This is a genomic window from Archangium sp., assembly GCF_036277355.1.
GTDB lineage: Bacteria > Myxococcota > Myxococcia > Myxococcales > Myxococcaceae > Archangium.
In genome coordinates this window covers 39,821-51,465 of record NZ_DASUNC010000200.1, presented here as the reverse complement: position 1 = coordinate 51,465, position 11,645 = coordinate 39,821, and the positions used below count along the sequence as shown (strand labels likewise).

The 11,645-nt window shown below is 69.4% G+C and carries 9 protein-coding genes and 1 pseudogene; 7 read left to right on the top strand and 3 right to left on the bottom strand.

Annotation, left to right across the window (positions count from 1 at the left end; translation table 11 throughout):
• Nucleotides 1-11: 11 nt before the first annotated feature.
• Nucleotides 12-893, bottom strand: coding sequence for a PIG-L family deacetylase (locus VFZ09_RS49485; RefSeq protein ID WP_329734854.1), 882 nt, complete (start codon nt 891-893; stop codon nt 12-14).
• A 38-nt stretch (nt 894-931) separates the two neighbouring features.
• Entirely contained in the window at nt 932-1,909 is a 978-nt protein-coding gene (locus VFZ09_RS49480; protein WP_329734882.1) for an NAD-dependent epimerase/dehydratase family protein, read from the bottom strand.
• A 199-nt stretch (nt 1,910-2,108) separates the two neighbouring features.
• On the opposite strand from VFZ09_RS49480, the gene VFZ09_RS49475 reads away from it, so the two are divergent.
• The 6 genes from VFZ09_RS49475 (at nt 2,109) to hemH (ending at nt 10,431) form a co-directional block, all read left to right on the top strand.
• Nucleotides 2,109-2,438: an SWIB/MDM2 domain-containing protein gene (locus VFZ09_RS49475; RefSeq protein WP_047856007.1), complete on the top strand. Its 330-nt coding sequence runs from the start codon at nt 2,109-2,111 to the stop codon at nt 2,436-2,438.
• Nucleotides 2,439-2,612: 174 nt separating this feature from the next.
• Nucleotides 2,613-5,696 carry a malto-oligosyltrehalose synthase gene (gene treY, locus VFZ09_RS49470; RefSeq protein ID WP_329734853.1) on the top strand — a complete coding sequence of 1,028 codons (3,084 nt, stop codon included), beginning with the start codon at nt 2,613-2,615 and terminating at the stop codon, nt 5,694-5,696.
• Nucleotides 5,693-7,849 (top strand): glycogen debranching protein GlgX, encoded by a 2,157-nt coding sequence (gene glgX / locus VFZ09_RS49465; RefSeq protein ID WP_329734852.1) that lies wholly within the window; start codon nt 5,693-5,695, stop codon nt 7,847-7,849. Before treY ends, glgX begins: the two co-directional genes overlap by 4 nt.
• A gap of 59 nt (nt 7,850-7,908) precedes the next feature.
• Nucleotides 7,909-8,898, top strand: coding sequence for a TerC family protein (locus VFZ09_RS49460; protein WP_329734851.1), 990 nt, complete (start codon nt 7,909-7,911; stop codon nt 8,896-8,898).
• Between the two features lie 61 nt (nt 8,899-8,959).
• Nucleotides 8,960-9,343, top strand: coding sequence for a Co2+/Mg2+ efflux protein ApaG (apaG, locus tag VFZ09_RS49455; protein WP_329734850.1), 384 nt, complete (start codon nt 8,960-8,962; stop codon nt 9,341-9,343).
• A 5-nt stretch (nt 9,344-9,348) separates the two neighbouring features.
• Nucleotides 9,349-10,431: a ferrochelatase gene (hemH, locus tag VFZ09_RS49450; RefSeq protein WP_329734849.1), complete on the top strand. Its 1,083-nt coding sequence runs from the start codon at nt 9,349-9,351 to the stop codon at nt 10,429-10,431.
• Here the strand turns inward: hemH and VFZ09_RS49445 are convergent.
• Complete coding sequence (locus tag VFZ09_RS49445; RefSeq protein WP_329734848.1) at nt 10,376-11,368, bottom strand: hypothetical protein; 993 nt, start codon at nt 11,366-11,368, stop codon at nt 10,376-10,378. The genes hemH and VFZ09_RS49445 overlap by 56 nt on opposite strands.
• Before the next feature lie 202 nt (nt 11,369-11,570).
• Between VFZ09_RS49445 and VFZ09_RS49440 the strand changes: the two are divergent.
• Nucleotides 11,571-11,633: pseudogene (locus VFZ09_RS49440) on the top strand (SEC-C metal-binding domain-containing protein); the annotation flags it as partial.
• Between the last annotated feature and the right edge of the window lie 12 nt (nt 11,634-11,645).

Here is an 11,645-nt window from a genome sequence, read left to right as displayed (position 1 = left end):
AGGCCACCCGCTCAGCCGGGAGGCGCTTGCTCCAGGCGCTCGAAGAGGGCGCGGGCCCGTGCGACTCCTTCCTCCGGATTGAGCGCGAGGTACCAGTAGCGCTCCAGCTCGATGGCACCCTGGCGCAATTGCATGAGGCCCTGGGTCTTGTGCTCGGCGATGGCCCAGTCCACCACGATGTTGTAGTCGAGCCTGTCCCTGAAGCCGAACCGGCGCGTGCGGTCGAACTCGAACACGGCGCCCGGGCGCACGTCCGCGAGCGGATGGCCCGGCACGCCGGAGTAGGTGAAGCCCTCGGCCTCCGGGATGGGGAAGCCCTGACGGTTCTGCTCGGCCACCTCGCGGTTGCGCGTGTGGCCGGTGGCTCCGAGCACCAGCGGCCGCTCGTGCGGCGCCAGTCCGGCCACCACCTCCAGCGCGAGCAGCGCCGCGTCCCGGTGGTGGGCATGCGTGTGGGGCAGCGGCAGCATCACGAAGGCGAAGTCGTAGCGGCCCTGGAGCAACCGCTCGCGCAGCCCGCGGCGGATGAAGTCCGTGTCCCAGCCCTCGCCCACGGGCGCGTCCGCGGCCAGCGTGTAGCCGGGATCCGGCTGGTCCAGGAAGGTGCACTCGCGCAGCCCGAGGATGCGGGCCGCGGCGCGGAGCTCCTGCTCGCGGATGCGCGGCAGGTGGACGCGCGCGACGGCCGGGTCCGTGAGCTTCAATCCATACAGGGGCTCGGCCAGCGTGGCGGTCCGGTAGCCTCCCTCGCCCCGCGTGAAGACCACCAGGTCCACCTGCGCTCCGAGCGAGCGGGAGAGCTTGTACACCGCGCCGCCGAAGAGCGTCTCGTCGTCCGGGTGGGCCGTGACGAGCAACAGCCGCGGAGGGCCTGAAGGGGGAGGGGGGTGCACGGCGCGAGCAGACCGGAGCCCCCGGGCCCGGTCAAGCCTCACAGCCAGCCGCGTTCCTTGTACCAGTGCGCGCTGCGGCGGATGGAGTCGGCCACGTCGCGCGTGGCGCGGAAGCCCAGCACCCGCTCGGCCTTGGCGCTCGAGCACGTCCAGGCGGGGACGAGCAGCTGCCGCGCGAACTTCCGGTTGAGGGGCAGGCGGCGGCCCGTCACCCGCGACACTCCATCCGCCACCGTGGCCAGCGCCGTCAGCACGGCCGGCGACACCCGAAGTGTTCGCGGTTGGACGCCCAGTGCCTCGGCCACCAGTCCCTGCAATTCTTCCAGGGTGAGGGGCTGGGGGTGACCTATGAAGAAGGCTTCCCCGAGGGCCTCGTCCCGCTCGGCCAGCAGCAGCAGCAGGTCCGCCACGTCCTGCACGTCCACCAGCGTCAGTGGACGGGGGCCCCCGCCCAGTTGCAGCCGCAGGCCCCGCGCCACCAGCTTGAAGAGGACGAGGTTCTCCTGGTCCCCCGGCCCCACGATGCGGGGCGGGCGCAGCACCGTCACCGGCAGCCGGTCCGCGTACGAGAAGGCGATGCGCTCGGACTCGGCCTTGCTCTCGCCGTACCACTCGGCGGGTTGAAGCGGATCCTCTTCGATTCTCGGCCTTTGCGGCGTGGAGGGCCCCGAGGCGCCCAGCGAGCTGACCAGCACCAGGCGGGGCCGGGTGCCGGTGGCCACCATGGCCTCGCAGACGTTGCGCGTCCCCTCGGCGTTGACGCGCATGAAGTCCTCCCGCGTCGCGGCGCGGCGGAGGCCCGCCAGGTGGAAGACCACGTCCCGGCCCCGCACGGCGCGGACGAGGCTGGATGCGTCCGTCACATCTCCGTCCAGCCTCTCGTAGCCCGACCCGATCAGACCCGAGACGTCACTTCCGGGACGCACGAGACATGTTGCTACATGTCCCCGCGCGAGCAGTGCGCGCACCAACCAGGAGCCCAGGAAACCGTTCGCGCCAGTGACGAGTGTGTTCAACATGGTGTGCCTTCCCCGAGAAAACACTCTTCCCTTCCGAGGGAGAAACACTATTTTCCCCTGGGCCCTCAGAGGGAAAAATGCAGCGGAGGGCTGATTTTCGGCCTCGGGCGTGTTACGACGCGCCCGACGGCTCAGGGTGTGAACCAGCCGTGCAACGCCCCCGGACACTCGAACAGGGGGAGGAGATCCGAACGAAATGGCCGCCAAGAAGACCACCGCCGCGAAGAAGGCTCCTGCCGCCAAGAAGGCTCCCGCCGCCAAGAAGGCCGCTGGCCGTAAGCCCAACGCGGCCTTCATGAAGGAGATGACGCCGTCCCCCGCCCTGGCGGAGATCGTCGGCAACAAGCCGATTCCCCGCACCCAGGTCGTCAGCAAGATCTGGGACTACATCAAGAAGAACAACCTCCAGGACGCGAAGAACAAGCGGCAGATCAACGCCGACGACAAGCTCAAGCCCATCTTCGGTGGCAAGAAGTCCGTCACCATGTTCGAGATGACGGCGCTGGTGAACAAGAACCTCACCTGATCCGCTTCGACGGCCGCCGCCGTCCCGGAGGGCTCGCCACTCGAGTGGCGGGCCCTCTGCGCTTTCAGGAGGACAACCTCCAGGAGAGCAAGCGCCCGGAGAGCGTTGGATAGCGTGCGGATGGGCGTCTGGGTGGTGGTCAGATGGCCGCGTCGGTCCTACGACTGAGCCCATATGCGACTCGAAGGTTCGGCTGTGTCGGGTGGAGACGCGGGGCAGGTGGGGGGAGAGGCGCTGGCCGGGAAGCTGTATGGACGCGTGCGCGAGGAGTTGCTGGCGCGGGCCACCCCGCTGTCCACCTACCGGTTGCAGCTGCATAAGGGCTTTCCCTTCCGCGTGGCCCGCGAGGTGGTGCCCTACCTGGCCCGGCTGGGGGTGACGGACGTCTACTGCTCGCCCTACCTAAAGGCCAGTCCGGGCAGCACCCACGGCTATGACTGCGTGGACCACAAGCAGCTCAACCCGGAGGTGGGCTCGCCCGAGGAGCACGCGGCCTTCTGCTCCACCGTGCGCGAGCACGGGCTGGGCCAGGTGCTGGACGTTGTGCCCAACCACATGGGCATCGAGACGTTCAACCCGCTCTGGTTCGACGTGCTGGAGAACGGCCCGTCCTCCGTGTACGCGCGCTTCTTCGACATCGACTGGACCCCGGTGAAGGACGAGCTGGAGGGCAAGGTCCTCCTGCCCGTGCTGGGAGACCAGTACGGCGTGGTGCTCGAGCGTGGGGAGCTGAAGCTGGGCTACCGCGATGGGGCCTTCTCCATCCACTACTACGACCGGCTGCTCCCGTTGGCTCCCCGACAGTATGGGCGGGTGCTGGGCCGCGACCTGGAGGCGCTGGAGGCCCGGCTCGGGTCCGAGCACGGGCATCTCATCGAGCTGCACTCCATCCTCACCGCCATCAGCCACCTGCCTCCGCGCACGGAGACCGAGCGTCCCCGCATCATCGAGCGCAACCGGGAGAAGGAGGTCATCAAGCGCCGGCTGGCGGCGCTCGCCGGAGCCAGCCGCGAGGTGGCCGCCCACATCGAGGCCAACGTGAAGTCCTTCAACGGCACTCCGGGCGACCCGCGCTCCTTCGATGCGCTGGACGAGCTGCTCTCGGGGTGCAGCTACCGGCTGGCCCACTGGCGCGTGGCGGGGGAGGAGATCAACTACCGCCGGTTCTTCGACATCAACGGGCTGGCGGCCATCCGCGTGGAGGATCCGGACGTCTTCACCGAGGCCCACCAGCGCATCTTCGAGTGGCTGCGCCAGGGCTGCATCACCGGGCTGCGAATCGACCACCCGGACGGGCTCTACGACCCGACGGCCTACTTCCTCAACCTGCAGGAGCAGTTCTTCGTGGAGCGGGCGCGGGCCCTGTTCGACGCCGAGCACGCGAACCGGGCGGAGCTGTGGCCGGAGGTGGAGCGGCGGCTGCGCGAGCGCTGGCAGGCGGAGGCGGGGGCCCACGTGGACTCGCCGCTGCGCAAGGCGCTCTACGTGGTGGTGGAGAAGATTCAAGGCGGCCGCGAGCGCATTCCCGAGGCCTGGGCGGTGCACGGCACCACGGGCTACCGCTTCGCCAACGCGGTGGGCGGCGTCTTCGTGAACCCGGACTCCGAGGGGCCCCTGACGGAGGCCTACCAGCGCTTCATCGGCGAGGCGCCCCACTTCGAGGAGCTGGTCTACGAGAAGAAGCGCCTCATCCTGCGCGACTTCATGTCGAGCGAGCTGAACATGCTCGCGCACCGGCTCAACCGCATCTCGGAGATGAACCGGCGCTCGCGGGACTTCACGCTCAACAGCCTGCGGCGGGCGCTCTCGGAGTTCATCGCGCTCTTCCCCGTGTACCGCACCTACGTGGATGACTGGCGCCCGGAGCTGGACGAGCGCGACGTGCGCTACATCCGGGACACGCTGCGTCATGCCAAGGCGCGCAACGCCACCCTCAACGCCTCCATCTTCGACTTCCTGGGGGACGTGCTGCTGCGCCGCTACCCGGAGCACCTGGGGCCGCACGAGCGCGCGGAGATGCTCGCCTTCACCATGAAGGTGCAGCAGCTCACGGGCCCGGTCATGGCCAAGGGGCTGGAGGACACCGTCTTCTACGTCTACCACCGGCTCGACTCGCTCAACGAGGTGGGTGGGGAGCCGGAGAACTTCGGCACCACGGTGGACATCTTCCACGCCCGCAACCAGGAGCGCGCCGCGCACTGGCCGGCGAGCATGCTCACCACCAGCACCCACGACACCAAGCGCAGCGAGGACGTGCGCGCGCGCATCAACGTCCTCGCCGAGCTGCCCGGCGAGTGGCGCCAGCGGGTGGAGCGCTGGTCCCGGCTCACGCGCACCCACCGCCTGGAGCGGCCCGAGGGCCCCTCGCCCTCGCTCAACGACGAGTACCTCTTCTACCAGACGGTGGTGGGCGCCTGGCCCATGGGTCCGTCCCTCTACCCCGAGGGGCTCGCGGAGTTCCGCGGCCGCATCCGCGACTACATGCTCAAGGCCATCAAGGAGGCCAAGGTCCGCACCTCGTGGACCAACCCGGATCCGGCCTACGAGGAGGGCATGTCGAACTTCGTGGAGGCCTGCCTGGACGAGGGCAGGAGCCGCGCCTTCCTCGAGGACCTCCAGGCCTTCAAGCGCCGCATCGAGCGGGCCGGCCAGCACAACGCGCTCGGGCAGCTGCTGCTGAAGCTGGGCTCGCCCGGGGTGGTGGACACCTACCAGGGCTGCGAGCTGTGGGACCTGTCCCTGGTGGACCCGGACAACCGCCGGCCGGTGGACTACGGCGTCCGGGCCCGGCTGCTGGAGGCGCTGGACCGGGAGGCCGCGGCGGACCGGCTGGCCCTGTGCTCCCGGCTGATGGCGGACATGGACGATGGCCGTATCAAGCTCTTCGTCCTGGCCGAGGGCCTGCGCCTGCGTCAGCGCCAGAAGGCCCTCTTCTGCCGGGGTGGGTACCGGGCGCTCCACGCGGTGGGCCCCCGCGCGGACGCGGTGGTGGCCTTCGCCCGCGAGCACGAGCAGTCCGCCGTCATTTGCGCCGCACCGCGCTATACCCTCTCCGCCCTGGAGTCCCCCGGGGGCTTCGCGGGGGCCCATGAAGAAACGTCCCTGGATCTGCCCGAGTCCTATGCGAGCATGACGTTCCGGGACGTTTTCACCGGCCGGGAAGTGCGGCCGGGGCGACGGGAGGGTGGCGCGGTGCTGCCCCTCGCGCCGCTACTGGCGGGCTTCCCGCTGGTGCTGTTGGAGAGGAGCGATGGATGAAGCGGACGGAGGTGCTACCAGGCAAGCCGTATCCCCTGGGCGCCACGTACCTTGGTAACGGAGTCAACTTCGCCGTCTTCAGCGAGCATGCGCGGAAGATAGAAGTGTGTCTCTTCGATGCGGACAACCCCGCGCGCGAGCTGCGCCGCTACGTGCTGCCCGAGCACACCGAGCACGTGTGGCACGGCTTCATCCCGGGGGTGCAGACCGGCACGCTCTACGGCTTCCGCGCCCATGGGGCCTACGAGCCCCGGCGCGGCATGCGCTTCAACCCGCACAAGCTGCTGGTGGACCCGTACGCGCGCGCCCTGCACGGGCAGGTGGACTTCTCCGCCCCCGTCTACGCCTACGAGCTCGGCGCGGAGGAGCAGGATCTCGCCTTCGACATCCGCGACAGCGCCGCCGGGGTCCCCAAGGCGGTGGTGCTCACCGATGACTTCGACTGGGACGGCGACAGCTCTCCCGCCGTGCCCCTGCACCGCACGCTCCTCTACGAGGCCCACGTGAAGGGCCTCACCAAGCTGCACCCCGACATCCCCGAGCACCAGCGCGGCACCTACGCCGCCCTGGGCCACCCCGCCCTCATCGAGCACCTGCGCAGGCTGGGCGTCACCGCCCTGGAGCTGCTCCCCATCCACACCCACGTGGACGAGCCCTTCCTCGTCAACAAGGGCTTCACCAACTACTGGGGCTACAGCACCCTGGGCTACTTCTCCCCGGACGCGCGCTTCAGCTCCTCCGGCTCGCGCGGCGGCCAGGTCGCCGAGTTCAAGTCCATGGTGAAGGCGCTCCACCGCGCCGGCATCGAGGTCATCCTCGACGTCGTCTACAACCACACCTGCGAGGGCAACCACCTCGGGCCCACCCTGTCCTTCAAGGGCCTGGACAACACCGCCTACTACCGGTTGCTGGAGAAGGATCCGCGCTACTACCAGGACTTCACCGGCACGGGGAACTCGTGGAACGCCACCCACCCCTACGCGCTCAAGCTCGTCATGGACAGCCTGCGCTATTGGGTGGAGGTGATGCACGTGGACGGGTTCCGCTTCGACCTGGCCACCACCCTGGGCCGCGACCGGCACGGCTACGACACCCGCGCCGCCTTCTTCCAGATGGTGCACCAGGACCCCGTCCTCAGCCGGGTGAAGCTCATCGCCGAGCCCTGGGACGTGGGCGACTTCGGCTACCAGGTGGGCAACTTCCCCGTCCTCTGGAGCGAGTGGAACGGCAAGTACCGCGACACCATCCGCCGCTACTGGAAGGGCGATGACCGCCAGGCCGCGGAGATCGGCTACCGGCTCACCGGCTCCTCGGACCTGTACGCCCTGGGCGGCCGCAAGCCCACCGCCAGCGTCAACTTCATCACCGCCCACGACGGCTTCACCCTGCACGACCTCGTCACCTACAGCCAGAAGCACAACGAGGCCAACCTCGAGGAGAACCGGGACGGCGCCAACGACAACCACTCGTGGAACTGCGGCGTCGAGGGCGAGACCAGGGACCCCGAAATCAACGCCCTGCGCGAGCAGCAGAAGCGCAACTTCCTGGCCACGCTCTTCCTGTCCCAGGGCGTGCCCATGCTCCTGGCCGGCGACGAGATGGGCCGCACCCAGAAGGGCAACAACAACGCCTACTGCCAGGACAACGCCCTGTCCTGGGTGGACTGGAACCTCACCGAGTCCCAGCGCAAGCTGCTCGACTTCACCCGCCGCCTCAGCCGCCTGCGCCGCGAGCAGCCCGTGCTCACCAAGCGCAAGTTCTTCCGCGGCTCGCGCCTGTGGGACAGCGAGCTCAAGGACCTGGCCTGGTTCCGCCCCGACGGCCAGGAGATGAAGAAGGAGGACTGGGAGAAGCCCTATGTGCGCTCCGTCTCCTTCCTGCTCGGCGGCGATGCCATCGTCACCCCGGACGACGAGGGCCACCGCATCGTCGGAGACACACTCCTGGTGCTGATGAACGCCCACCACGAGCCCATCACCTTCCAGCTCCCGGCCATCGAGTGGGGCGCGGACTGGGAGGAGGTGGTGGACACCGGCGAGTCCCGCGTGACGCTGCACACCCATACCCCCGCGGGCGGCTCGGTGATGGTGGCGGGACGCGCCCTGGTGGTGCTGCGCCGCCCGGCCACGGACGAGGCGCTCCGGCGGGAGTAGAACCCCAGGAGTATCAAGGGTGTCGACGGCGGCCCCCCCTGCCCGTTATAGGGGGGTCCGTGAATACTCAAAGCGCGCTCTGGTTGGGCTTCAACCTCTTCGTCGTCGCCATGCTGGCGCTCGACCTGGGGGTCTTCCACCGCAAGGAGCATGCGGTGTCGCCCAAGGAGGCCGGGGCCTGGACGGGCGTGTGGATCACCATCAGCCTGCTCTTCTGCGGTGGCCTGTTCTTCTTCGGCTACTGGAACCGCGAGCAGGCCCTGCAGTGGGTGACGGCCTACGTCGTCGAGTATTCGCTCTCCGTCGACAACCTCTTCGTCTTCCTGATGGTGTTCTCCTACTTCCGGGTCGTCCCGGAGGTGCAACACCGGGTGCTCTTCTGGGGCATCGTCGGCGCCTTCATCATGCGCGCGGTGCTCATCATCACCGGCACCGCGCTCGTGCAGCGCTTCCACTGGCTGCTCTACATCTTCGGCGCCTTCCTCGTCTTCACCGCGTTGAAGATGGCCTTCTCCAAGGACGATGACGCCGCCGACCCCGAGCAGACGCTCATCGTCCGGCTGGCCCGGCGCATGCTCCCGGTGGCCCGCCAGGGCGAGGGCAGCAGCTTCTTCACGGTGGAGGACGGCCGCACCAAGGTGACGCCGCTCTTCCTGGTGCTGCTGGTGGTGGAGGCCACGGATCTGCTCTTCGCCCTGGACTCCATCCCCGCCGTGCTCGGCATCAGCCAGGACGCCTTCATCGTCTACACGTCCAACGTGTGCGCCATCCTCGGCCTGCGCTCGCTCTTCTTCGTGGTGTCGAGCCTCATGGACAAGTTCCACCTGCTGAAGATGGGCCTGGCCGTCATCCTCGGCTTCGTGGGCACGAAGATGCTCATCACCTTCTTCGACATCCACGTCTCCATCGGCGTGTCGCTGGGTGTCATCGGCGGGGTGCTGCTGGCCTCCATCATCGCCTCGCTCATCTGGCCCAAGGCCGCCGAGGAGCCCGGAGTGCCCACCGGCGCGGCCCAGCCGGAGCGGGACCGGGAAGGGGCGAAGCCCTGAGTGTTTGATGGGCCGGTTCGTTTGGCTTGCTTCCGGGCGGGGAGGCGGCCAATTGTGGGGCATGTCCTCCGTCATCACCGAAGGCATCCGCGTCACCGTGAAGCCCACGTTCTGGCCGGAGCGCAGCGCCCCTGATTCCCACCAGTACGCCTTCATGTACACGGTGGAGATCGTCAACACGGGCGGCGAGCCCGCCCAGCTGCGCAGCCGCCATTGGATCATCACCGACGCCACGGGAAAGGTGGAGGAGGTGAGGGGAGACGGCGTCGTCGGCAAGCAGCCGCGTCTGGCCCCCGGCGAGCGCTTCGAGTACACGAGCTGGGCCCAGCTCCGCACCCCGTTCGGCTCCATGCGGGGCTCCTACACGATGGAGCGCCCCGACGGCCGCCAGTTCGAGGCACGGATAGGCGAGTTCGCCCTCACACAGCCCCACTCCCTGCACTGACTGTCATGGCACGCAAGGGACTCCTCCTGGTCAACCTGGGCACTCCGGATGCCCCCCACACCGGCCCCGTCCGCCGCTACCTGCGCGAGTTCCTCAGTGATCCGCGCGTGGTGGACATCCACCCCGTGGGCCGCTGGTTCCTGCTCAACCTCATCATCCTCCCGTTCCGCTCGCCCAAGAGCGCGCACGCCTACCGCACCATCTGGACGGAGCAGGGCTCGCCGCTGATGGTGCACTCCAAGGCCCTGACGGCGGCGGTGACGGAGCGGCTCTCCGGCGAGTACGAGGTGGAGCTGGCCATGCGCTACGGCAACCCGTCCCTGCCGGACGCGGTGGCGCGGCTGCGGGCCAGGGGCGTCACGGAGTTCACCGTGCTGCCCCTCTATCCGCAGGAGGCCGCGTCCTCCTCGGGCTCGTCCCTGGCGCGCACCTACGAGGTGCTCTCCGAGCCCTGGGACGTGCCCAACGTGCGCGCGGTGCCGGCCTTCCACTCGCACCCGGCCTTCCTGGACGCCTACACCGAGGTGGCGCGCCCCGTCATCTCCGGCCTGCGGGCGGATCACGTCCTCTTCAGCTTCCACGGCGTGCCCGAGCGCCACATCCGCAAGAGCGATCCCTCGGGGAAGCACTGCCTGGCCTTTCAGGGGTGCTGTGACGTGCTCACCGACGCCAACCGCCACTGCTACCGGGCCCAGTGTTTCGCCACGGCGCGAGGCCTGGCCAGCCGGTTGGGGCTGGGCCCCGAGGGCTGGAGCGTGTCCTTCCAGTCCCGCCTGGGGCGCACGCCGTGGGTGCAGCCGTACACGGACGTGGTGCTGCCGGAGCTGGCCGCGCGCGGGGTGAAGCGTCTGGCGGTGATGTGCCCGGCCTTCGTCGCCGACTGCCTGGAGACGCTGGAGGAGGTGGCCATGCGCGGGCGCGAGCAGTTCCTCGCGAGCGGGGGAGAGGACTTCCAGCTCGTCCCCTCGCTCAACGCGCACCCCGCCTGGGTGGACACCGTGGTGCGGCTGGTGCGCGAGTCGGAGGCGGCGGCTACTTCTTCGCCTGCGGCTGCAGCAGCTCGGGAGGCACCGGGTCGAGTGGGGTGAGGCGCAGCGTGCGCTCGCCCTCGGGTGAACCGGGCAGGGTGGTGCCCTCGGTGCGCGTGGTGAGCGTGGCCTCCCAGGAGCGCCAGCGGCCCGCCTTCACGAGGAACTCGCCCCGGCCCTTCACCCGCATCTCGGCGAGGACGGACGGCTCGCCCTGGGCGGACTCGTCCTCGTCCCCGTCCTCGGGGCCCTCGGGCTTCGCCGCCGCGGCCTTCGCCGCCGCCGCCTTGAGGCTGGCCCGGGTGGCGCGCACCTCCCCGGAGAGGCTCTCGGACAGGTCGTACTCGAGCGTCGCCACCTGCTCCCCGTTCTCGCCGGGAGTGAGCGCGGTGAGCTTCACCTGGTTGCGCCGCTCGGCCTTCTTCTCCACGAAGCCCTGCACGGCGCCCATGTCCACCAGGTCCGTTCCCAGCGCCCAGGTGGCCTCCGGGCCCACCGGGTCCCTCGGCAGCTCCAGCACCAGCGCCGCCAGGTTGCGCAGCGGCCCGGCCAGTCCGTCCATCACGAAGCCGCGCTCGCTCATGGTGCCCTGGTCCGCCTCGCCCGCTCCCTGCGGGACGATGCGGAAGGCGTAGTCCCCCGCCTCGGTCTTCTGCAGCACGAAGATGGCGTCCGCCGCGCTCGGGCTGGCCTCGTCGGCCTGGGGCTCCTTGTCCTTCTTGCCCTTCTTGCTCTTGGGGGCCGGATCCGGGGCGGCGGAGGACGAGGTGGTGGTGAGGCGGAAGGCGGTGGGCGCGTCGAGCTTCCAGCGCAGCACCACCTTGGACGGGTCGGGCGGTGGCTCGGCGGCGACGGGCTTGGGGGCCTCGGCCTTCTTCGCCGGGGTGGCGGGCATGTCCGCCGGACGGGGGATGGGGGTCATCGCGCCGACGGGCTCCTCCTTGCAGGCGGAGGTCAGGCTGAGGGCGGCGAGCAGGCCGAGGGTGCGCCGGTTCAAGAAACGACTCCTGGTCATGGAAGCGGGGACTCCGGTCTTCAGTGTTCAGGAGTGTACGGCAGTGGGGCGGGAGGTTGAAGCGAGGGCTTGAGGGGGAGGGGGCGAGCAGCCGGGGGTACCGCCTGCATGGCCGTGGGAGGGGGTGGGAGAAGTAGGGGCGGAGGGGGAGACTCCGGGAGTCCGGTATGCTACTTCCCAGGTCATGCCCTCCCGAAACGAGCCCTGCCCTTGCGGTAGTGGACAGAAGTACAAGCGATGTTGTCTGGGGGAGTTCCGG